This is a genomic window from Aneurinibacillus soli (genome assembly GCF_002355375.1).
Taxonomy (GTDB): domain Bacteria; phylum Bacillota; class Bacilli; order Aneurinibacillales; family Aneurinibacillaceae; genus Aneurinibacillus; species Aneurinibacillus soli.
Genome location: NZ_AP017312.1, coordinates 195,193 through 218,421 on the forward strand (window position 1 = coordinate 195,193; position 23,229 = coordinate 218,421).

General features: G+C 47.1%; 26 protein-coding genes and 1 other annotated feature. All 26 genes read right to left on the reverse strand.

Annotated features, from left to right (window positions below):
* Nucleotides 1-70: 70 nt before the first annotated feature.
* Entirely contained in the window at nt 71-670 is a 600-nt protein-coding gene (locus CB4_RS01135) for a class I SAM-dependent methyltransferase (RefSeq protein WP_096463202.1), read from the reverse strand.
* A 77-nt stretch (nt 671-747) separates the two neighbouring features.
* The gene (rplL, locus tag CB4_RS01140) at nt 748-1,107 is read right to left on the reverse strand and encodes a 50S ribosomal protein L7/L12 (RefSeq protein ID WP_096463203.1); all 360 of its coding nucleotides are present in this window, start codon (nt 1,105-1,107) and stop codon (nt 748-750) included.
* 28 nt (nt 1,108-1,135) lie between these two features.
* Nucleotides 1,136-1,633 (reverse strand): 50S ribosomal protein L10, encoded by a 498-nt coding sequence (rplJ, locus tag CB4_RS01145; RefSeq protein ID WP_096463204.1) that lies wholly within the window; start codon nt 1,631-1,633, stop codon nt 1,136-1,138.
* 26 nt (nt 1,634-1,659) lie between these two features.
* Nucleotides 1,660-1,796 (reverse strand) — a sequence feature (ribosomal protein L10 leader region).
* 45 nt (nt 1,797-1,841) lie between these two features.
* The gene (gene rplA / locus CB4_RS01155) at nt 1,842-2,546 is read right to left on the reverse strand and encodes a 50S ribosomal protein L1 (protein WP_096463206.1); all 705 of its coding nucleotides are present in this window, start codon (nt 2,544-2,546) and stop codon (nt 1,842-1,844) included.
* 124 nt (nt 2,547-2,670) lie between these two features.
* Nucleotides 2,671-3,096 (reverse strand): 50S ribosomal protein L11, encoded by a 426-nt coding sequence (rplK, locus tag CB4_RS01160; RefSeq protein ID WP_096463207.1) that lies wholly within the window; start codon nt 3,094-3,096, stop codon nt 2,671-2,673.
* A 27-nt stretch (nt 3,097-3,123) separates the two neighbouring features.
* On the reverse strand, nt 3,124-3,657 hold the full coding sequence (gene nusG, locus CB4_RS01165; protein ID WP_096463208.1) for a transcription termination/antitermination protein NusG: 534 nt from the start codon (nt 3,655-3,657) through the stop codon (nt 3,124-3,126).
* Between the two features lie 39 nt (nt 3,658-3,696).
* On the reverse strand, nt 3,697-3,906 hold the full coding sequence (secE, locus tag CB4_RS01170) for a preprotein translocase subunit SecE (protein ID WP_096463209.1): 210 nt from the start codon (nt 3,904-3,906) through the stop codon (nt 3,697-3,699).
* A 35-nt stretch (nt 3,907-3,941) separates the two neighbouring features.
* Nucleotides 3,942-4,091, reverse strand: a complete 150-nt coding sequence (rpmG, locus tag CB4_RS01175) for a 50S ribosomal protein L33 (RefSeq protein ID WP_082130106.1) — start codon at nt 4,089-4,091, stop codon at nt 3,942-3,944.
* Nucleotides 4,092-4,217: 126 nt separating this feature from the next.
* A complete protein-coding gene (locus CB4_RS01180; protein ID WP_096463210.1) occupies nt 4,218-6,200 on the reverse strand; it encodes a methyl-accepting chemotaxis protein in 1,983 nt (660 codons plus the stop codon).
* 124 nt (nt 6,201-6,324) lie between these two features.
* Nucleotides 6,325-6,972 carry an RNA polymerase sporulation sigma factor SigH gene (gene sigH / locus CB4_RS01185; RefSeq protein ID WP_096463211.1) on the reverse strand — a complete coding sequence of 216 codons (648 nt, stop codon included), beginning with the start codon at nt 6,970-6,972 and terminating at the stop codon, nt 6,325-6,327.
* Nucleotides 6,973-7,041: 69 nt separating this feature from the next.
* The gene (locus CB4_RS01190; protein WP_096463212.1) at nt 7,042-7,554 is read right to left on the reverse strand and encodes an NYN domain-containing protein; all 513 of its coding nucleotides are present in this window, start codon (nt 7,552-7,554) and stop codon (nt 7,042-7,044) included.
* Nucleotides 7,555-7,566: 12 nt separating this feature from the next.
* The gene (rlmB, locus tag CB4_RS01195) at nt 7,567-8,358 is read right to left on the reverse strand and encodes a 23S rRNA (guanosine(2251)-2'-O)-methyltransferase RlmB (RefSeq protein WP_408607749.1); all 792 of its coding nucleotides are present in this window, start codon (nt 8,356-8,358) and stop codon (nt 7,567-7,569) included.
* Nucleotides 8,327-8,728, reverse strand: a complete 402-nt coding sequence (locus tag CB4_RS01200; protein ID WP_096467579.1) for a Mini-ribonuclease 3 — start codon at nt 8,726-8,728, stop codon at nt 8,327-8,329. Before CB4_RS01200 ends, rlmB begins: the two co-directional genes overlap by 32 nt.
* Nucleotides 8,729-8,739: 11 nt before the next feature.
* Nucleotides 8,740-10,149 carry a cysteine--tRNA ligase gene (cysS, locus tag CB4_RS01205; protein ID WP_096463213.1) on the reverse strand — a complete coding sequence of 470 codons (1,410 nt, stop codon included), beginning with the start codon at nt 10,147-10,149 and terminating at the stop codon, nt 8,740-8,742.
* Nucleotides 10,139-10,798 carry a serine O-acetyltransferase gene (gene cysE / locus CB4_RS01210; RefSeq protein WP_096463214.1) on the reverse strand — a complete coding sequence of 220 codons (660 nt, stop codon included), beginning with the start codon at nt 10,796-10,798 and terminating at the stop codon, nt 10,139-10,141. The genes cysS and cysE overlap by 11 nt, the downstream gene beginning before the upstream one ends.
* Nucleotides 10,799-11,124: 326 nt before the next feature.
* A complete protein-coding gene (gene gltX, locus CB4_RS01215) occupies nt 11,125-12,603 on the reverse strand; it encodes a glutamate--tRNA ligase (protein WP_096463215.1) in 1,479 nt (492 codons plus the stop codon).
* A 36-nt stretch (nt 12,604-12,639) separates the two neighbouring features.
* Entirely contained in the window at nt 12,640-13,122 is a 483-nt protein-coding gene (ispF, locus tag CB4_RS01220) for a 2-C-methyl-D-erythritol 2,4-cyclodiphosphate synthase (RefSeq protein WP_096463216.1), read from the reverse strand.
* A complete protein-coding gene (gene ispD / locus CB4_RS01225; protein WP_096463217.1) occupies nt 13,119-13,802 on the reverse strand; it encodes a 2-C-methyl-D-erythritol 4-phosphate cytidylyltransferase in 684 nt (227 codons plus the stop codon). Before ispD ends, ispF begins: the two co-directional genes overlap by 4 nt.
* Nucleotides 13,803-13,819: 17 nt before the next feature.
* Complete coding sequence (locus CB4_RS01230) at nt 13,820-14,914, reverse strand: PIN/TRAM domain-containing protein (protein ID WP_096463218.1); 1,095 nt, start codon at nt 14,912-14,914, stop codon at nt 13,820-13,822.
* Between the two features lie 181 nt (nt 14,915-15,095).
* Entirely contained in the window at nt 15,096-15,575 is a 480-nt protein-coding gene (locus tag CB4_RS01235) for a CarD family transcriptional regulator (protein ID WP_096463219.1), read from the reverse strand.
* A 165-nt stretch (nt 15,576-15,740) separates the two neighbouring features.
* Nucleotides 15,741-16,469, reverse strand: a complete 729-nt coding sequence (gene pssA / locus CB4_RS01240; protein ID WP_096463220.1) for a CDP-diacylglycerol--serine O-phosphatidyltransferase — start codon at nt 16,467-16,469, stop codon at nt 15,741-15,743.
* Between the two features lie 101 nt (nt 16,470-16,570).
* Nucleotides 16,571-17,650: a DNA integrity scanning diadenylate cyclase DisA gene (disA, locus tag CB4_RS01245; RefSeq protein WP_096463221.1), complete on the reverse strand. Its 1,080-nt coding sequence runs from the start codon at nt 17,648-17,650 to the stop codon at nt 16,571-16,573.
* A 2-nt stretch (nt 17,651-17,652) separates the two neighbouring features.
* The gene (gene radA, locus CB4_RS01250) at nt 17,653-19,032 is read right to left on the reverse strand and encodes a DNA repair protein RadA (protein WP_096463222.1); all 1,380 of its coding nucleotides are present in this window, start codon (nt 19,030-19,032) and stop codon (nt 17,653-17,655) included.
* Between the two features lie 110 nt (nt 19,033-19,142).
* On the reverse strand, nt 19,143-21,593 hold the full coding sequence (locus tag CB4_RS01255) for an ATP-dependent Clp protease ATP-binding subunit (protein ID WP_096463223.1): 2,451 nt from the start codon (nt 21,591-21,593) through the stop codon (nt 19,143-19,145).
* Between the two features lie 26 nt (nt 21,594-21,619).
* Nucleotides 21,620-22,687, reverse strand: coding sequence for a protein-arginine kinase McsB (locus CB4_RS01260; protein WP_096463224.1), 1,068 nt, complete (start codon nt 22,685-22,687; stop codon nt 21,620-21,622).
* 12 nt (nt 22,688-22,699) lie between these two features.
* Nucleotides 22,700-23,224 carry a protein-arginine kinase activator protein McsA gene (locus CB4_RS01265; RefSeq protein ID WP_096463225.1) on the reverse strand — a complete coding sequence of 175 codons (525 nt, stop codon included), beginning with the start codon at nt 23,222-23,224 and terminating at the stop codon, nt 22,700-22,702.
* Between the last annotated feature and the right edge of the window lie 5 nt (nt 23,225-23,229).

A 23,229-nucleotide genomic window follows, 5' to 3' on the forward strand; every position in this document is an offset into this window, starting at 1 on the left:
AATTCCTATCTAACGCTCACAAGATTAGTGGCATTAAATAACGATAACACAATGGAAAAGCAATGTCAACTTATGATTTCCGTGCTCGGAAGATGGAATAGCCCTTTCTCCGTTCTACTTCCTCTACGTCTTCATACAGCTCCTGCAGTCTAGTAAATGCCGATGGCGCTCCCTGCTTCTTCTGAATCACTACCCAAAGAGAACCGCCCGGCTTTAGATGCGCATGAGCTTCCTCAAAAATCCCATGTACCACCTGTTTACCCGCGCGAATCGGCGGATTGGTCAAAACAACATCGAACATCCGATTCTCTGGTACGGAAGCAAGGCGATCACTCACCACAGCCTGGGCATTCGTAACGCCATTCAACTTCAAATTGCGATTGGCTAGCGCGACAGCACGCTCATTAATATCCACCATAAGCACCTGCCCGCCTGGAGTAAGGGATGCGGCGGACATACCCATCGGACCATACCCGCAGCCTACATCAAGAACATCCATGCCATCTGCGATTTCCATCGTTTCAATCAACAGTACACTCCCAAAATCAATGCGATTTTTGGAGAAAACACCCCGGTCTGTTACAAAGCGAAAATCCCGACCGCGCAGCGTAAACGTAAATGTCTGTTCCCGACTGTCGGCTCCGGGTTGATTCGTATAGTAATGCTCCACCTATGTTTCACCCTTTCTGGATAGTAACAAAACGCCCGGCGGTAATCGCCGGGCGTTTTATACAGAAGGTATAAAACCTACTTAACTTCAACCACTGCGCCAGCTTCTTCAAGCTTAGCTTTAATTTGCTCAGCTTCGTCTTTAGCAATGCCTTCTTTAACGTTAGCTGGAGCGCCATCAACCATAGCTTTCGCTTCTTTCAGGCCGAGACCTGTGATTTCGCGAACAACTTTGATAACGTTGATTTTAGAAGCACCTGCGCTAGCAAGTACAACTGTGAATTCTGTTTGTTCAGCTTCAGCAGCAGCGCCGCCAGCCATAACTGCAACCGGAGCAGCAGCTGTTACGCCGAATTCTTCTTCAATTGCTTTAACGAGATCGTTCAGATCGAGAACGGACATTTCTTTAATCGCTTCAATGATTTGTTCTTTAGTCATCGTTTGTTCCTCCTAACAGATAATTGAATTAAGCCTGTTGGCCTTCTTTTTGTTCAGATACTGCTTTAACAGCAAGAGCGAAGTTACGCATCGGAGCCTGGAGAACACTAAGAAGCATAGAGAGCAGGCCTTCGCGGTTCGGCAGGCTTGCCATTGCTTTTACTTCAACGTCAGTCAGGACTTTGCCTTCCATAACGCCACCTTTGATTTCCAGTGCTTCGTTTGTTTTCGCGAAATCTGCGATAATTTTCATAGCAGCCATTTCGTCTTCCATGCTGAATGCGATCGCTGTAGGACCTGTCAGAACTGCATCTAAATCAGACAGACCTGTTTCAGCAGTCGCGCGGCGAGTCATAGTATTTTTGTATACTTTGAACTCAACGCCAGCTTCGCGGCAAAGTTTACGCAGTTGCGTAACTTGTGCAACGTTCAGACCACGGTAGTCAGTAACAACCGTGCTTTTGCTGTTTTGAAACTTCTCAACGATTTCACTAACAACTTGTACTTTCTCTTCACGTACGGACATGTTTGCACCTCCTGTAGCATGAGACTTTTATAATGAAAAAAGCCCACGCAGACATGCGAAGGCTTCAGAATACATTCAAAACGTATATCGTACAGCACCTCGGAAGGATATTAAGTCTTCTGGAGAAGACGCCTCCTGTCTACGGTAACGGCATATTCATTTATCAACAAATGCTATTCTATCAACTTCTCAATCAAATGTCAAGCAATTAGTTTGCTGGAGCAGTCAATTTGAGTGTGTTGACTTTTACGCCAGGACCCATTGTGGAGCTGACAGTAATGTTTTTCATGTATGTGCCTTTTGAAGCAGCTGGTTTTGCTTTTACCAGTGCGTCAACAAGGGCACGCAGGTTTTCTTCGAGCTTCGCAGCGTCGAAAGAAACTTTACCGATCGGAGCGTGGATGTTACCCGCTTTATCTGTACGGTATTCGATTTTACCTGCTTTGATTTCTTTTACCGCTTTTTCAACTTCGAAAGTAACGGTACCAGTTTTCGGGTTCGGCATGAGGCCTTTTGGTCCGAGTACGCGACCCAGTTTACCAACAGTACCCATCATGTCTGGTGTTGCAACGACTACGTCGAAATCAAACCAGCCCTGCTGGATTTTTGTTACCATTTCGTCGTCACCAACGAAATCTGCGCCTGCAGCTTCTGCTTCTTTCGCTTTCTCACCTTTTGCGAAAACGAGAACGCGCTGAGTTTTACCAGTACCGTGCGGCAGAACTACTGCACCACGAATTTGCTGGTCATTTTTGCGCGGGTCTACGCCCAGGCGGAATGCAACTTCTACAGTTTCATCGAATTTTGCTTTCGAAGCCTTTTTCACGATCTCAAGCGCTTCGTTCATATCATAAGCAGCTGTACGATCGAACAGCTTTGCAGCTTCTAAGTAATTTTTACCTTTTTTAGCCACTTTACTTTCCTCCTAATACTGTGGTTTTAACGGTTGTGCCTCCCACGAAACAGGGTTGCGCGCACCGGAGTAATCTCCGCCTGTACACAACCCCTCGGTAGAAACAAGTTCATGTAGTCGAAGACTAGTCTTCGATTGTGATGCCCATACTGCGTGCAGTACCTTCAACCATACGCATAGCTGCTTCTACACTTGCAGCGTTCAGATCTTCCATTTTTTGCTCAGCGATTTCGCGAACTTTGTCGCGTTTAACTGTAGCAACTTTTGTTTTGTTCGGTACAGCAGAACCAGATTCGATGCCTGCTACTTTTTTGAGCAGAACAGCTGCTGGTGGAGTTTTTGTAATGAATGTAAATGAACGGTCTTCGAACACTGTAATCTCAACCGGGATAATCAGACCCGCTTGTTCCTGTGTACGAGCGTTGAATTCTTTACAGAAACCCATGATGTTAACACCCGCTTGACCGAGTGCTGGACCTACCGGCGGTGCCGGATTCGCCTTACCTGCAGGAATCTGCAGTTTTACCATTTTAATGACTTTCTTCGCCATGGAACACACCTCCTGAAAACGATAGCTCTATAACTTAGCCACCTGAGTGAAATCTAACTCAACTGGCGTTTCGCGTCCAAACATATCAACCAACACTTTTACTTTGCGCTTGTCCATTTGAATCTCTTCAATGGAGCCAACCATATTGGCAAACGGCCCTTCTTTAACCCGAACCGTTTCTTTCAGCTCAAAGTCCACACGATGCACGGATTCCTCCATGCCCATCTGCTTCATAATCGATGTAACTTCTTCAGGCAATAAAGGAGTCGGTTTCGAACCTGCGCCTGCGGAGCCTACAAACCCAGTTACACCTGGCGTATTCCGCACCACGTACCAGGAATCATCCGTCATGGCCATTTCCACGAGAACGTAACCCGGGAACACCTTCTTCGTTACGACCTTCTTCTTGCCATCGCGAAGCTCGGTTTCCTCTTCTGTCGGAATCATGACACGGAAGATTTTATCTTCCATTCCCATTGACTCGACTCGCTTCTCAAGGTTTGTCTTAACTTTATTCTCATAACCTGAATAAGTATGAACAACGTACCAGCGTTTTTCCATGATTCGAGGACAAACAGGTGTCCGTAACCCCCCTAATGATTATTTCCCGGTTTTTAGAATCAATCCTAACAGTTGGGAAATACCTAAATCAATCACTGCGAAGAAGATCGCGATGAGCACTACCGTCACAAGGACAACTGACGTATACGTAAACAGCTCTTTACGGGTTGGCCAGGTGACTCTTTTTAATTCGGTCCAGACTTCTTTGAGAAAGACCGGTCCGCGTTTGAGTTTATCTACAAAACCCATAACGCACCCCCAATAAATGGACTCCCGAAAAAAAACTAGCGAGTTTCCCGATGAAGAGTATGATCATTGCAGAATTTGCAGTGTTTCTTCATCTCGATGCGATCCGTTTGCTTACGTTTGTTTTTCGTTGTGGTATAGTTGCGTTGTTTGCACTCGGTGCACGCTAACGTTACAGTTACCCGCATGATGTTACACCTCCCACATAATTCGTCCTGTTAACAGACGTTCAATTATTCTGTCGTGTCGACGCACGACTACCTAGACTACTTTATCACAAGCAAAATTTAGTGTCAAACAAAATGTTCCTGCTACTACTTCCCTGTCTTAAAACGGGATATCAGATGCTCAAGCTGGTCCGAAAGTTCTGTCATCATGGTCGCATCGCTTGCCAGTCGTTGAGCAGAAGCTGCCTGCTGTTCGCTGACAGCAGCCACTTCCTGCGAACCTGCGGAAGCTTCTTCTGTAATACCGGAGATATGTTCCATGTCGTTAACGACTTTATGGGCATTTTCCTCCGCTATTTTAATAGAGGAAGTAATGGATGCGCCTTTCTCGGCAAGCATACGCATACGAGCATGAATCTCAGCAAATGAATCGCCAGTATGCTGCACCATGTCACTTCCTTCCGCAATGACCCGATGTCCCTGTGTAATGGAATCAATGGCTTCATGAGTCTCCCGCTTGTTCTCTTCTACAATACGCGAAATACTTCCTGCTGCTTTATCGGTTTCCTCTGCCAGCTTACGTACTTCATCCGCTACGACAGCGAATCCTTTGCCAGCCTCTCCAGCCCGTGCCGCTTCAATGCTTGCATTGAGAGCAAGCAGATTAGTCTGAGATGCAATGCTCGTAATCAGGCTGACGATATCACCGATGTCCTCAGAACGCTGCCCAAGCTTCTGAACAACTCCGGAAGCATGGTCAATCATCCCCTGAATTTCTTTCATTTTTTTCACGGCCGCCTGCACAGCCTGCTCCCCGGATTCAGTCAAAAGGGCTGTTTCATTGAACGTGCTGTTCATCTCACCTGCATACTGCGATACGTGATGCAAGTTTTCATTCATAACAGTAACTTCGTGATGCGCTGATTGAACAGAAGCTGCAATATCACCGGCCCCTTCCGCCAAATCGTTAATGGTTACTGCTACCTGCTCAGCTGAATGCGTCGTTTCCTGACTCGCAATCGTCAGCATGTCAGAAGAATGGCGCATTTTGCGTGACGCTTCTCCGATTTCAGATAGAAGCATCCGGATACTATCTACCATTTGATCAAAATTTTCACTTAATACGCCCACTTCATCCCGGCTGCGATTACGAGTCTGAACCGTTAAGTCCCCTTCCGCAATCTGCCCGGTCAATTCCGTAAGATGACGGATTGGACGCACAAATCTCGTAGCAAACATAATAAGAACTACAATAACAAACAACAGAACCACACTTGCCGTTACGAAAGAAATCTTAGCTAAATAAGTAAGCTGGCTCGATGCTTCTTGAACCGGCGCGGTTATTGCTACTACCCATCCTGTAAGCGGGATACGCGAGAAAAATGCATACTTATCAACGCCTTTGTACACATATTGCTTGTAGACATTGTTACCAGCCTTTGCCTCATTAATACCTTCTGTCAATTCCGGGATGTTTAATTTATAAAGGTTCAGCTTTAAAATCTCTTCTTTTGTAGGGTAGGCGATGATCGTACTATCTTCCTGAACCATATAGGCGTAGCCAGTTTTTCCTATCTTCTCAGATGAAACGATATCGCTTAATACCGTGATCGGAACTGTAGCTGCTAGCATGCCGACCAGTTGATTGTTCACGTCGTGAATTGGACTCGCTACTACAATGACCAACTTACCACTTGCCTTTGAGATCAGCGGATCTGAAATCGCATAGGACTCCCCACTTATAATTTTTTTGAAGTATGCACGATCGCTTACATTTACTTCTTTTCCACTGGTAGTGAAAGCGTTTCCTTTTTTGTCTGCAACAAACATCATTTCATATTCAGCATACTCAGCCAGCTTGTTTTTTAAGAATGGCATCTGTTTCTGAATATCTGCGCTACGGATGTCGTAACTTGTAGCCATGTTAGAAATTCGATCCTGTTCCTGATTCAACCATTCTTTAATCTTAATGCTCAGTCGATCCAATTGGATAAAAGCACGGTCCTGGAAGTTGCTTTCCAAAAAATCCTTTGCTTTGTTATGATTGATCCAGGCCACACCAGCAAGAGCAAGAATAACAAGCGGTATAATGACAAGAAGCAACTTAGTTTTAAGACTTTTTGCACCCATAAGCAGACTCACTCCTGTTCTTCTTGCAAATAAAGTATTGCTATTATACCACGAATTTTTCTGAATTGTTAAGCAAACAAAAAAACAGGGATTCTCTCCCTGCTTCCTGTTTATCCGTATACAACTATACTTGCGAAACCTCCCGCACTTCCAGATACTTCTCCAGCTTGCGTTTTACACGCTGAAGGGCGTTGTCAATCGACTTGACATGGCGTCGCAAATCAACAGCAATCTCCTGATACGACCTGCCGTCCAAATATAGCAGAAGCACCTGCTGTTCAAGATCACTCAAAATCTCGCTCATTTTGTCTTCAATATCATCATATTCTTCCTGATTAATAATCAGCTCTTCCGGATCTGTCACCCTTGTCCCACAGATAATATCAAGCAAAGTACGGTCCGAGTCTTCATCGTAAATCGGCTTGTCTAAGGAAACATAGGAGTTAAGCGGAATATGCTTCTGCCGCGTCGCTGTCTTAATCGCCGTAATAATCTGGCGCGTAATGCAGAGCTCAGCAAATGCTTTAAAAGAGGCCAGCTTGTCCCCTTTAAAATCACGTATGGATTTGTACAGGCCAATCATACCCTCCTGTACGATATCTTCCCGATCCGCCCCGATCAAGAAGTACGATCTGGCCTTGGCTCGGACAAAGTTCTTATACTTGTTGATCAAATACTCGAGTGCATCACTGTCGCCCACGCGAACGAGCTCGACGACTTCTTCGTCGTACAGTGTATCATAACGGGTATGGTCTGCAACGCTCAACATCATCCCTCCGACCTGCCAATATGCATCAGATAAAGCAATTATATATTATGTCACCTTACACCGTCAATCAATTCACACATCGCCGCGCCGCCATTTTTCGAATTGTTCTTTAATTTTGTCATCGAGCGTAAGTCCCCGCCCTTTTGGCTGTTGGCGGGTTTCTTCTACTTTTACGCTAATTTCCTGCTTTAGCCGCTTTACTTCATTCCACAGCTCACGCGCTGATTTGCGTAGCGCACCATAGCCAAACGTAACACGCTGCTCGGTATAATCGGATGTAGCGACATAAATCTGACGGTGTCGGTGCGAGAGCTCAAATACAAGCCTTTCAATGCATTCATCAGCAGTTTCTTTCTCTTTTGTATATCGGATGTCAAGACGGTACTCTGTAAGCTTTTTCCCCATTCCTTTCACATTATGGGCGTCAAATACAACAATCACCTTTGTTCCAGTGAATCCCTGATAATCAGCCAGCCAACTCAGAAGGTCATCCCGTGCTTCTTCGAGACTGATTTTCTTTTTTTCTTTCAGCCGCTTCCAGTCACCAATGACGTTGTAGCCATCAACAATTAGGATTTCCTCCATAGCTCCTCATCCCTACTTGGACAGCGGATGGCGCTGACGGTACACTTCATACATCAGGAGCGCTCCCGCAACTGATGCATTCAGCGATGTGACATTCCCCACCATCGGCAGGTTCACCGTAAAATCACATTTTTCCCGAATCAGGCGGCTCATTCCCTTACCCTCACTACCGATGACGAGGGCAATCCCCATATCGAGACGCGCTTCCCGGAACTCCTCTTTGCCGGAAGCATCGGTACCGACTACCCAGATATTCCGTTCTTTCAGGTCATCAATTGTACGCGCTAGATTTGTGACACGGGCTACCGGTACATATTCAATCGCACCAGCAGATGATTTGGCTACGGTTGAAGTCAATCCGGCCGAGCGTCGTTTTGGAATGATGACTCCATGCACACCTGTCGCATCTGCCGTACGGAGTATCGAGCCTAGATTATGCGGATCTTCAATCTCATCGAGAATGACAAGAAACGGCGACTCTCCTTTTTGTTCGGCACGTGCCAGAATATCCTCAAGTTCTGCATAGTCATATGCAGCGATATAAGCAAGCACCCCCTGATGACTCTCCCCTTCTGCGGCCTGATCCAGCTTTTTGCGTGGAACGATCTGGACAGTAACTCCTGCCTCTTTGGCCAGTGCCATCACTTGCCCGCTTACCCCTTTTTGTGAACCTTCTGCAATCCAGATTTTATTAATGGAACGTCCGGAACGGATCGCTTCGATTACCGGATTTTTCCCCACAATATATTCGCTCATAATAAACTCCTCTCGTTCAATTCGATTCAATACAGGCCACGGCTTCATCCAAAATCTCGTCCAGCCGCTCATGCTGCTCTAACAGATATAAATAACCGATCAACGCTTCAAATCCGGTACTGAGCCGGTATTCTGTAAGATCTGCATTTTTGGGAACGGTAGCGGACTTGGCATTACGCCCCCGCTTCAGCACTGCCTGTTCTGATTCAGTGAGCTTATCCCAGATTCCATGAACGATCTTCGCCTGTGCCCGGGCTGATACATAGCGAACAGCGGAGCGCTGCAGCAGGTTCGGCTTCACCTCTCCTGCTGCAATCAGGCGCTGGCGTACGCGCACTTCCAGCACTGCATCTCCCATATACGCCAGAGCAAGTGCATTCAGCTGTTTCGGATCTCGTGTCAAATCATCATGTTTCATATCGGCTACCACTACTTTCTGTGCCAGCGCACACCCTGCGGCGTGTCTTCTAGCACAATTCCCAGCTCCTGCAACTGGTTGCGAATTTCGTCAGCACGAACAAAGTTACGATCTTTGCGCGCCTGTCCACGCTCTACAATAAGCGCATCAATCCCCTCATCAGATGGCCCTTCCGCTACCACATCCGATTCTCCGAAGGCAATGCCAAGCACATCTCCGAATTCGGTGAATAATGCAAGATACGCTTCAAGCACGGCTTTTGTGGCATCTTCAGAAGCAATCAAACGGTTCGCCTCTCGTACCATGTCAAACAGAACGGTAATAGCATCTGCTGTGTTGAAGTCATTATCCATCTCCTCTACAAAACGACCACGGAACGCATTCAACTTCGCCTGCTCTTCTGCATCCATAGTACCTGCCACAGCCGAATCCAGGCGATGCTTCAAATTACGAACAGCCGTATCAATACGTTCAAGACTATTAGTCGCCTGCTGAATCAGGTCTTTACTGAAGTTAACCGGATTACGGTAGTGCGCACTGAGCAAGAAGAAACGAACAACGCGCGCTGGATACTGTTCGCGAATGTCTTTGACAAGAATAAAATTACCGAGCGATTTGGACATTTTTTCGTTCTCAATGTTAATAAAACCATTGTGCATCCAGTAGCGTGCCATCACATGGCCGGTCAGGCATTCTGACTGGGCAATTTCATTCTCGTGATGCGGGAACGTTAGATCATGGCCACCACCGTGAATATCGAACGTGTCACCCAGGTATTTTTTCGACATGGCCGAGCATTCAATATGCCAGCCCGGACGTCCTTCTCCCCACGGGCTTTCCCAATAAATCTCGCCTGGCTTCGCCCCTTTCCAGAGCACAAAATCAAGCGGGCTTTCTTTCTTCTCATTCACTTCAACGCGGGCTCCAGCCTGTAGGTCTTCGATATTCTGTTGTGATAACTTGCCGTATTCAGCAAACGAAGCGGTGCGGAAATACACGTCGCCCCCTGCCGCATATGCATGCCCCTTATCAATCAGACCCTGCACAAACTCGATAATCTCTGGAATATGTTCCGTTACCTTCGGGTGAATTGTCGCTTCCTGAATAGACAGCGCACGTACGTCTTCTTTGAAGGCAGCAATAAATGTCTCCGCTACTTCCTTCACCGTCATGCCGGTCTCTTCTGCTTTTTTTATGATTTTATCATCGACATCCGTGAAGTTCTGTACGTATGTTACATCATAGCCTCGATAAGCAAAATAGCGACGCACCACATCGAATACAATCGGCGGACGAGCATTTCCGATATGAATAAAGTTATATACAGTCGGCCCGCATACATACATTTTCACTTTACCCGACTCAAGCGGGATGAACTCTTCTTTCTTACGCGTAAGCGTATTGTAGATTTTAATGCTCATGAATAGTTGAACTCTCCTTTAACTGGTTTACTTCATTACGAAGTTGCTCAATTTCATTCTGCATGGACTGTAGAAGTTCTTCAACAGGGTCCGGCATATTCGTATGATCGAAGGCCTGTTGCTGTACTTTTACGCCATCCTGTATAATTACGTGCCCTGGCACGCCAACAACCGTTGAATTCGGCGGCACTTCTTTCAATACAACAGAACCTGCCCCAATCTTCGAGTTATCTCCAATCTTCATGGAACCAAGTACTTTGGCTCCGGTAGCGATCAATACATTATCCCCGATGGTTGGATGACGCTTCCCTTTTTCTTTACCGGTTCCTCCAAGCGTGACACCCTGATATAAGGTTACGTTCTCTCCAATTTCACACGTCTCACCGATTACAACTCCCATACCGTGATCAATAAACAACCCTTTGCCAATCCGCGCACCCGGATGAATCTCAATCCCCGTGAGCCAGCGGCCAAGCTGCGACACCATCCGTGCCAATGTAGGCAGATTACGCTTCCACAGGCGGTGGCTAATCCGATGAAACCAGATCGCATGCAGACCAGAGTATGTCAGCACGACTTCCAGCTTGCTTCGCGCTGCCGGATCACGCTCCATTACGACACTTATATCTTCTTGAAGTTTTTTAAACATGTTGTCACTCCTTTACACAGACAAAAAAACGCCTCCATAGCTATAACAGCTACAGAGGCGTTTGTATCGCGGTTCCACTCTGCTTTGTTCAATCCTAATGCAATCAAATATGCAAAAAAAAACGGATTCAACACTCTTCGCCCATAACGCGGGCTGACGAGTCTCTCTACTTATTCCTTATTTAAGAACGGTTCAAGAGACTGGCTCACGGAGGCATTTCTGGAGCGAACAGCAGGCTGCTTCCAGCACAGCATCATACAGATGCCGTCAGCCCTCTCTGGTGTTGTCCGCGCATCCCGTACTTCTTCCGTTCAACGCCTTTATGTTTAGTTTGTGATGGAATCGTAGTTTTCAATCAGATTACGCACACGCGCCGCTACTTTATCACGGCCAAGCAAATACAGAGATTCATTCAGATCAGAACCATGCATCAAGCCTGTTGTCGCAACGCGAACCGGCATGAAAAGATTTTTGCCTTTCTGTCCGGTTGTTTTCTGAACAGCCTTTAGCGCAGCTTTCACAGCATCAGCGGAATAATCCTCTGCTCCCATGATTTCATCTACGAATGCTTTCATTACATCCGGAACTTGCTCACCTGACAGCACTTCTTTTGCTTCTTCATTATAAGAAACTTCCTCTTCGAAGAAAAGAGCGGCATAATCGACGATCTCGGCGGCATAATTAAGCTTCTCTTGATGAAGGGCTACCAGACGCTCTACCCATTCACGTTGCTCCGCTGTGATCTGTTCTGGAAGCTGGCCTGCCTGCTGCATGTGCGGAATACAGAGATCTACCATACGAGAAGTCGGCGTCTGCTTGATGTAATGATTGTTCATCCAATTTAATTTATGAATATCAAATACAGACGGTGACTTGGAGACACGCTCCAGCGAGAATTGCTCAATCATCTGCTCTTTCGTGAAAATCTCTTCTTCCCCTTCTGGCGACCAGCCAAGAAGAACGAGGAAGTTCATCAGTGCTTCTGGCAAGTAACCTAAGTGACGATATTGCTCCATGAATTGGATGATGGACTCGTCACGTTTGCTCATTTTCTTATGATTTGGATTGAGAATAAGCGCTACATGCGCAAATTCAGGTGTTTCAAATCCGAACGCTTCATATACAGCTAACTGACGCGGCGTATTGGAAAGGTGCTCCTCACCACGAATTACATGCGTAATGCCCATCAAATGGTCATCGACTGCAACCGCAAAGTTGTATGTCGGGATTCCATCCGGGCGGGCAATTACAAAGTCACCCATGCCGTTCGATTCAAACGTAACAACACCACGAATTCGGTCACGCACTACATACTCATGATCAGCAGGGACGCTGAAACGAATGGAAGACGTACGTCCTTCCGCTTTGTACGCTTCGATCTGTTCCTGCGTAAGGTGGCGGCACTTGCCGTTGTAGTGTGGGGTTTCACCTTTTTCGACCATCGCTTCACGCTCTGCAGCAAGCTCGTCCTCATTACAGTAGCAAGGATATGCTTTGCCTTCTTCCACAAGCTGGTTCAGGTATTTCGTATAAATGTCCAGGCGATCCATACAACGGTACGGTCCTACACCGCCGTCTTTATCGATACCCTCATCCCACTCCGTACCAAACCAGCGCAGGCTTTCGATCAGTTTCTCTTCTGCACTCTCTACATTGCGCTTCCGGTCTGTATCCTCGATACGCACAATAAAATCTCCACCATGATGACGGGCGAATAAGTAATTAAACAGCGCCGAACGAGCGCCGCCGATATGTAAATGTCCTGTCGGGCTTGGAGCAAAACGCACCCGGACTTTTTTCGACATGACTTGACACCATCCTTCCGAATTTTAACCCCTCTATTATACGCTTTCTCTCTGTAGCAAGACAACCGCCATTGAGGCAATTCCTTCGCCTCGTCCCGTAAAGCCAAGCTTCTCCGTTGTAGTAGCCTTTACGTTAACCTGTTCGATATCAGCTTCCAGGCAGTCTGCGATGACACGGCGCATTTCTTCAATGTATGGTGCCATTTTTGGCTTCTGTGCCATGATCGTTGCATCTGCATTTCCTAGTGTATAGCCCCGCTCTTGTGCAAGTTTCCATACGTGGCGCAGTAGCACCTGACTATCCGCATCCTTAAATGCTTCATCTGTGTCCGGAAAGTGCTTGCCGATATCCCCAAGTCCAAGCGCGCCTAGCACTGCATCTGCAATCGTATGCAGCAATACGTCTGCGTCAGAATGGCCAAGCAGTCCTTTTTCATACGGAATCTCTACCCCGCCGATAATCAGCTTTCGCCCTTCCACCAGTTGGTGTACATCAAATCCCTGCCCGATTCGAATCATGACTCTTTCTCCTTCCTCTGCCGTAAAATCGCTTCTCCCATAATGAGATCATCCGGAGTCGTTAATTTAATGTTTGTATACTCTCCCTCTACCACATACACAGCCTGTCCTACCCGTTCTACTAGCGAAGCATCGTCTGTTCCAACGAAACCTTCACTTCGCGCCTTCTCATGGGCGGTAAGAATGGTAGAAAGAAGAAAAGCTTGCGGGGTTTGAACGGCCCACAAGCTTTTTCTTGGCGGTGTATCCAGCACCTGCCCCGCTTCGTCTGCACGCTTAATCGTATCTTTCACGGGTACTGCGAGAATAGCCGGGCCACGTTCGCGCACAGCCTGTATGACTGCATCCAGTGCCGCCTGTGATACAAACGGGCGAGCGCCATCATGAATGAGCACATATTCACACGCACGAAGCGCACACAATCCTTCATACACACTGTCCTGACGCTCCGCCCCACCAGCCACAACACGCACAACAGGATACGACGCGATTAGCTCACGGGTTTGTGCTACATCTTCCGCTGATGTGACAACCACGACATCCGCAATGTCCGTACGGGATGCAAATAAATCAAGGGTATGAAGCAGGACCGGTTTCCCTTCCAGCTCAATGAATTGCTTCTTAATAGAACCACCCATCCGCTTGCCCTGCCCGGCTGCCGCAATCACTACACCTACCATACGGTCTCACTCTTTTCTTACAGTGCTTTTTCCATCAATTTAGGCTTCGCAAAAATCATCCGCCCTGCTGATGTCTGAAGTACACTCGTCACAATGACATCAATCACTGAACCGATATATTCCCGACCGCCTTCCACAACGATCATCGTACCATCATCCAGGTAGGCAACGCCCTGCCCATTTTCTTTTCCGTCTTTAATGACCTGTACATGAAGTTCTTCGCCGGGAAGAACAACCGGCTTTACTGCATTTGCAAGGTCGTTAATGTTCAGGACAGATACACCCTGAAGCTCACATACCTTATTCAGATTAAAGTCATTCGTTACGACTTTGCCTTGCATCACTTTAGCAAGCTTAACAAGCTTGCTATCTACCTCGCTGATCTCTTCAAAATCCTGATCGGTAATGATAACTTTCACTTTCAGCTCTTTCTGGATTTTGTTCAAAATGTCCAGTCCGCGACGTCCCCGATTGCGCTTAAGTGCATCAGATGAATCCGCGATGTGCTGCAGTTCCTCCAGAACAAACTCTGGAATGACAAGGGCACCTTCAATAAATCCAGTTTTGCAAATATCCGCAATCCGCCCGTCAATGATTACGCTTGTATCCAAAATTTTGTATTCTGTTCCACTCGATTCCTGCTTCTCATCCTTTTTCTTCTCACCTTTTGAACGGTTGCTTGAGAACACCGACATAATCTCGTCTCGTTTGCGCAGACCGACCTGAAACCCAATATAGCCGCATAACACAGACACAAGCAGCGGAAGTAGTTTAGCGACAATCGGAATAGGAATGCTATTAATAGGGAGAAAAAGTAAAAAAGCAACGATAAGTCCAATGATCAGCCCCATAGCTCCAAATAAAACATCGGTAATCGGCAACTTGATCAACGTTTCTTCGCTGCGTTTAATCGTACGGACAATATAATCAGTTGGCCACGACATAATTACGGCGAATAGAACCGCTCCCAGTACCGCTCCAATATATTCTGTTCCCGGAATACTACCCATGTGTGCATATGATTCTAGAAAAGAGAGGAACTGCGGCCCAAATTGATAACCAAGACCAGCACCAACCAGCAAGAAGAACAGTTGGATTATTCGTTTGACCATACTTTCACCTCCTTGATTGACTCATATCTCATTATAGTCATAACTAGCAAAGAAAAAACGGCTTAAATCAAAAACGACAAAAGAAGTCCTTGTTTGACAAATCACTCTGTTTATACGAAGCAGCTTTCGCAAAAGTTCCGAAAAAAAAACAAAAAGCTTCTCTTAGAGAAGCTTTTCCCCTCTAACTATTCATAACCTGCTCAAGTAAAGTTGTCGCCTGTTCCTCATCAATGTTCTTGACAAGCACGAGTTCACTGAGCAAAATCTGCCGGGCATTATCCAGCATTTTGCGCTCGCCGGTCGAAAGTCCTTTCTCCCTGTCACGACGCATCAAATCCCGAACCACATCCGCCACTTCATAGATGTCGCCCGTACGCATCTTCTCCATGTTCTTGCGGAATCTGCGGTTCCAGTTCGTGGATACATCTATCTCGTCAGTTCGCAGAATCTGAAGAACATGCTCTAAAGCTGGCATGTCGATTACTTCACGAATACCAAGATTCGATACCTTCTCCATCGGGATCATGACCTGCATATTCCCTACAGGCATCTTCATGATATAATACTGCTGCTTTTCTCCCAGGATTTCTTTCTCTTCAATGGCTTCAATAACACCTGCACCGTGCATCGGATAAACAATCTTGTCGCCAATTTGAAACAACAAATCCACCCCCAACAGAGTATCCACTTTCAAGGTATCACAGAAAGAATTTTTTGTCAATTAAATTTCACTATCATAACACATCAAAAAGAAAACTGTCAACCACAACTGTTCTGATGATATGAAAAAAAGACCGGAAACATACCGATCTTTTTACTAATTTGTTCAAGAATGAAACATTTCTTCCTCTGATTCCTTATGGCGACGCTTACGTACCATGCGATCTATGCTTCTCTTCACACCATACAGTGCATAAAGCATAAGCGGAACGAAAATCACCATCGGGAACTGCTGTGGGAACTTCCAAGCTGTCAATACTACGACACCGATAATAATCGGAGTAACCCAAAAAGCAGAACGTGGAATGCCTACTTTCTTGAAGTTTGGATATTTAATGTTGCTGATCATCAGATACGATAGACCAAACATGCTAAGTGCCAGGTAAACTGACGGAAACGCATTATGGTACAGCGCCATGGTCGCTAGCACACCGCCTGCTGCTGTAATGGGAAGTCCGATAAAATAGCCGGTATTTCCACCTGTTGCTGAGTTAAAACGAGCAAGACGAAGTGCTCCACATGCCGGAAACAGCCCAGCCAGCACAATGCCTACCCATCCCATATCCTGCAAAATCACTACATACATAATAAGCGCGGGTGCAACGCCAAATGTCACAATATCAGACAGTGAATCAAGTTCTTTGCCAAATTCGCTCTGCGCATTCAACATGCGTGCCAGGCGGCCATCCAGTCCATCGAACACCATCCCGACAATCACCATAATCGCCGCGTAGTTAATGTACTGAGGATCCCCTTGAAAAGCAAACAACATCGCCACAACGCCCAGAAACAAATTACCGATTGTAAACATATTCGGAATTGCCTTGGCTATCATTTTGCTCCTTATACCTCCCCGGTCCGCACATATTACGGACTCCCTCTCTCGGCTCAGGGATTTTTTGTAACCCCTGAACAATTATCTTATTGTATGATGCACTAAATATGCCTGTCAATAAATACTTGCTCCTGAATCCGTTTGAGGCCTTCTTTAATGGCTCGTGCCCGTACCTCTCCAATGCCTTCAACTTCATCCAGTTCTTCGATCGTTGCCATCATAACCTGAGGCAGGCCAGCGAACTCTTCAATCAAGTTGGAGACAATGGATGCTGGCAGACGCGGAATCTTACTTAAGATGCGATAGCCACGTGGAAATACAGGCTCATCATGAAGATTAGGCACTGGCGAGTATCCGAGTACTTTCAGGACGTTAATCGGTTCAAGCAGATCATCCGCAGATAACTTGTGCAACTGATTGAGTACATCATCCGGGTCCACCTCTTCTCCCAGGCGGCAATAATCTTTTATGAGTAAATAAGCATCATCTTCAATTTTCGACACAAGTTCTTCCATCTGCATGCTGATCAGACGGCCTTCTGTTCCTAATTCATTAATATATTTAAGAATTTCCGTTTTGATGCGCATCACCATCTCAATTCGCTGTACAACAAGCGCCACTTCGTGCAAGGTGACCAGTTCTTCAAACTCCAGCGCACCAAGATTCGTCAGTGCCTGATCAAGTACCGACTTATACTTTTCGAGCGTTTGAATGGCCTGATTTGCTTTGGTCAAGATAACTCCAATGTCTTTAAGCGCGTACCGATACGGCCCACGGTATAGCGTAATAACATTACGGCGCTGCGAAATCGAGATTACCAGTTGTCCGGTCTGCCTTGCCACACGCTCTGCTGTACGATGGCGAGTTCCAGTCTCCGTAGACGGGATGGATGAATCTGGAATGAGCTGTGTATTTGCATACAGAATTTTTTTCACATCATCACTTACAATAATAGCTCCATCCATTTTAGCCAGTTCATATAAATGCGACGATGTCAAATCACAGTTAATGGAGAATCCTCCGTCTACAATGTCCCGGATGGCTGGTGTATGGCCAATTACAATAAGGGCTCCGGTTTTCGCTCGCAACACATTCTCTAACCCTTCTCGCAGCGGTGCTCCGGGAGAAACGAAGCGTAGAACTTCACTTATAAACTGTTCGCGTTTGTTTTCTGCTGCCATGCCTATCCTCCCAGTGTTTCCCGCAGTGCTTCCGATACGGTATGTACCCCGACAATTTCGATGCCTACAGGATACTCCCAGCCCGTGCTATTTTTCGCGGGAATGATTACACGTTTAAATCCTAGTTTTTGCGCTTCCTTCACCCGCTGTTCAATGCGAGAGACACCGCGCACTTCTCCGGTCAATCCTACTTCTCCGATCACTACATCATACGGGTTCGTCTGCTTGTCACGGAAACTAGATGCGAGACTAACTGCCACAGCGAGGTCAATCGCTGGTTCATCAAGGCGCACGCCGCCCGCAACATTCACATAGGCATCCTGATTTTGAAGCAGAAGTCCTACACGCTTCTCCAGAACGGCCATAATCATCGCAATACGATTGTGGTCAACTCCGGTAGCCATGCGGCGTGGAGTAGCAAAGCCGGTCGGTGTAACCAGCGCCTGCATCTCGACTAGAACCGGGCGCGTCCCTTCCATACTGGCAACAACGGTTGAACCTGCTACACCTAGCGAGCGCTCAGATAAAAACATTTCAGACGGGTTTGTTACTTCTGCTAATCCTTTTTCCGCCATCTCAAAAATACCGATCTCATTCGTCGATCCGAAGCGGTTTTTCACCGCGCGCAGAATACGGTATGTATTGTGACGCTCCCCTTCAAAATATAGAACAGAATCTACCATATGTTCTAAAAGACGCGGTCCGGCTATAGCTCCCTGCTTCGTAACGTGGCCGACGATCATGATCGCGATGTCTTTCGTTTTCGCCAGGCGCATCAGGTGAGCGGTGCACTCTCGCACCTGTGCCACACTGCCGGGCGCGGATGTAACATCTGGATGAAAAATGGTTTGAATGGAATCCATAATGACGACAGCCGGGTTCAACTGGCTGATCTGCTGCTCCAGCAAAAACAGATCAGTCTCTGCCAATACATACAACTGTGAACTATTCGCGCCAAGCCTCTCTGCCCGCAGCTTGATCTGTTTGGCTGATTCTTCACCGGAGATATACAGCACCGTATGGCCATTGCCCGCTAACTCCTGTGACGTCTGCAGAAGAAGCGTCGATTTTCCGATCCCAGGATCTCCTCCTACAAGCACAAGTGACCCTGGTACGACACCGCCCCCCAATACCCGGTTCAGCTCACTCATGTTTGTATCAAGGCGAGGTTCGTCCTCCCCAACGATAGTCGTAATGGAGACCATTTTAGATGAACCAGCTGAGAATCCACCATGACGAGCACCCACTGTCCCTGCTTTCGGCTTTTCTACTATTTCTTCCACCAGAGTGTTCCAACTGTTACAGCCCGGACATTTCCCCATCCATTTGGGCGACTCATATCCGCACTCTTGACATACATATTTCGATTTATATTTAGCCATTCCATTTCTCTTCTTTCTACCTCATAATTTCTCCTTCTCCATTGTGCAAAAAAAGCTCTCCTGAGTAAAGCATCGCTTTCCCAGGAGAGCCTGATTTATTTCTCTATCATCTAGTTCGATACCGATTCTCCGGCTTCCTGTGTGGTAAAGGTCAGATCATTGTCACACACATCGATCTTCACAACACTACCTTTTTGAATGTTACCGGTAAGCAGCTCTTCTGAGAGTCGATCTTCAATATGACGCTGAATCGCACGACGTAGCGGACGCGCACCAAATGCCGGATCAAATCCTGCTTTCGCCAGAAAACTCTTCGCCTCATCTGTCAGAACAAAGTCAATATCTTGCTCGTTCAGTCGCTTACGAAGTGATTCGGTCATAAGCAGCGCAATCTCTGTAATGTGCGTCTCTTCCAGTGAGTGGAACACGATCAGCTCATCGATCCGGTTGATAAACTCTGGACGGAAACTACGCTTCAACTCACCAAGAACACGATCTTTCATATCCTCGTAGTTTTTCGAGCTATTCGGTGTCGTAAAGCCGAGCGATGAGTTCTTCTTAATCATATCGGCCCCGACGTTCGATGTCATGATGATTACCGTATTGCGGAAGTCAACCGTACGTCCTTTCGAATCGGTCAGACGACCGTCTTCAAGCACTTGAAGCAAAATATTGAACACTTCTGGGTGCGCTTTTTCGATCTCATCGAGCAACACAACGGAATATGGCTTGCGGCGAACTTTTTCTGTCAGCTGGCCGCCTTCATCAAAACCGACATATCCCGGAGGCGCACCTACGAGGCGAGAGGTAGAATGTTTCTCCATGTACTCGGACATGTCGATGCGGATAATCGAATCTTCCGCTCCAAAAAGCGCTTCTGCTAACGCACGGGCAAGTTCGGTCTTCCCAACACCTGTCGGTCCAAGGAAAATGAAGGAGCCGATTGGGCGCCTCGGATCTTTTAGACCGGCACGAGCACGGCGGATCGCACGGGAGATCGATTTCACTGCATCTTCCTGTCCAATTACGCGCTCATGCAGAATTTCTTCCATTTTGAGAAGACGCTCGGTTTCTTCTTCTTTCAGCTTCACAACTGGGATCCCCGTCCAGCTCGCTACGATAGAGGCGATATCTTCCGGTGTGACTTCTGAGTCCGTCTGGCCCTGTTTTTCCTGCCATTCATTCTTCGTACGATCTAATTCTTCACGCAGCTTCTGCTCTTTATCACGCATAGAAGCAGCTTTTTCGAATTCCTGACTTTGAACGGCTGCGTCTTTTTCCTTGCGAACTTCTTCGAGCTTTTGTTCAAGCTCTTTGAGATTCGGTGGGATGGTATACGATTGCAGACGAACTTTGGATGCCGCTTCGTCAATTAAATCGATCGCTTTATCCGGCAGGAAACGATCAGAGATATAGCGGTCCGACAGCTGTACCGCCTGGCTGATCGCTTCATCAGTGATTTTTACACGATGATGTGCTTCATAGCGGTCACGCAGCCCGAACAAAATCTGTACCGCTTCTTCCGGTGATGGTTCATTCACTTGAATCGGTTGGAAGCGGCGTTCAAGCGCTGCATCTTTCTCGATATATTTGCGATATTCATCAAGCGTAGTCGCACCGATGCACTGCAGTTCTCCACGGGCGAGTGATGGTTTCAGAATGTTGGAAGCGTCAATCGCTCCTTCTGCTCCACCTGCTCCAATAAGTGTGTGCAACTCGTCAATAAAGAGGATGATATTACCTGCTTGGCGGATTTCATCCATGATCTTCTTGAGACGGTCTTCAAACTCCCCGCGATATTTTGTACCGGCGACAACCGTTCCCATATCAAGCGTCATGACACGCTTATTGCGAAGAGTTTCTGGGATTTCGTTGTTAATAATGCGTTGTGCCAAACCTTCGGCAACGGCTGTTTTCCCAACACCAGGCTCTCCGATCAGAACCGGATTGTTCTTCGTCCGACGGCTTAGCACTTGAATAACGCGCTCGATTTCTTTGGCCCGACCGATTACTGGATCAAGTCCGCCATCGCGGGCAACCGCTGTCAGGTCACGCGCCAGGCCATCAAGCGTCGGTGTATTTACAGCCGCATTGCTTGATGCCTGCTGGTGCGAAGACATCGCTTCACTGCTTCCTAGCAGTTGAAGAACCTGCTGGCGCGCCTTGTTCAGGCTCACTCCAAGGTTGTTCAGCACACGGGCTGCCACACCTTCTCCTTCACGAATCAGGCCAAGCAAAATATGCTCTGTACCTACATACGTATGGCCCAACTTACGCGCTTCATCCATCGAAAGCTCAATGACTTTCTTCGCGCGCGGTGTATAATTAATATTACTCGACTGTTCGCCGCCGCGCCCAATCAAGGACTCTACCTCGCCCTGAATTTTATCCAGACCAAGACCAAGTGCTTGCAACGCTTTTGCGGCAATGCCGTCTCCTTCACGAATCAGACCTAACAGAATGTGCTCAGTCCCGATGTTTTTATGACCCAGGCGAACCGCTTCTTCTTGCGCGAGAGCAAGGACTTTTTGTGCTCTTTCTGTAAAACGACCAAACATCATACACAGACACCTCCGTAGATTTCATATTATTCCATTGCAGATTGCAAACGTTCACGTATTAAGCGGGCCCTGCGTTCATCCCGCGAATCTGAATCGAGCTGTTGGCCCACATGCTGCTGTAGAAAACCAGGCTGGACCATAACCGTCAGCTCATTCATCACTGAAAGCGGAATATTGCGGATAATTCCCAGGTCAATACCAAGCCGCACATCTGAGAGTTTCTCAGCTGCTTCGTCAGATTCAATAATCCGGGCATTGGTCAGAACCCCGTATGAGCGGCAGAGCTGGTCTTCTAAAAGAAGACGTCGATTCTGCATCAAATACCTTCGAGCCGCACGCTCCTGTTCAATAATCTGATGGGCTACACTGGTCAAGTTCTCAATGATCTCTTCTTCGGACTGACCAAGCGTAATCTGGTTGGAAATCTGGAACAAGTTACCGGACGCATCGCTACCTTCCCCGTACAGCCCTCGCACAACCAGACCTACCTGTGCAATCGCGGACAGGATCCGGTTAATCTGATGAGTAAGCACAAGTCCAGGCAGATGCATCATGACAGATGCTCGGATGCCGGTTCCGACGTTTGTCGGGCAGCTCGTCAGGTAGCCCCGGCGCTCATCAAACGCAAAGTTCACGTGCTTCTCAAATATATCGTCCATCCGATCTGCAGCCTCCCATGCTTTCTGAAGCTGCAAACCTGAAAACAGGCATTGGATTCTAAGATGGTCTTCCTCATTCACCATGATGCTGAATGCCTCGTTCTCGCTGAGAAGCACAGCGCCCCCGCGTGACTCGGCCATCAAATTCGGACTGATCAAATGCTTCTCCATCAGCACACGCTTCTGCAGGCCGGTCAACTGATCCATTCGAATAAACTCGAATGGCCCCTGACGCTTACAATCTTCATCTTCCATTACCTGTCTGACAGCAGCGGTAATCTGCTCCAGCTGGCTGTCAGTCGCGAGAATCGGAAACGGATACTCCTGTATATTGCGAGCCAGGCGAACACGACTGCTAATTGCAATATCGGCATCTTCACCTTCCCCATTCATCCACTCACTTACCGCATTTGTTATAAAGTTCTGGAAAGACATGCGATTTCCCTCCTACAAATGTGCGATTTGCTGCTCAAGTTCGCGTATTCGATCACGCAATTGTGCTGCTCTCTCGAATTCTTCCTGTTCAATGCACATTCGAAGTTCATATTTCAGTTGATCGACTTCTTTTTTCAGTTTAATGGTACCGCCAGAACGCTCGGGAACTTTGCCACTGTGGCGGGTATTCCCATGCACCCGACGAAAAAGTGGATCGAGCCGCTCTGCGAATGCCTCATAGCAATCACTGCAGCCGAACCTTCCACTTTTACTAAACTGCGGATAAGTCATGCCGCATGTTTCACAGTGTAGTGACTTCTCTTGCTCGGTCTGCTGAAATGAAACCGCATTGCTTCCCTGTTGATTTAACAGACCGGAAAGTAAGTGATGAATCGAAAAATCATTCATTCCACCCGGGAACATATGACCCTTCTCCTGTGCGCACACTTCACAAATGTGAAGCTGCATTTTTTCACCATTGATAATTTGGGTGAAGTGAAGGGTTGCCGGCCGTTGATGACATTCCTGACAAATCATAGACG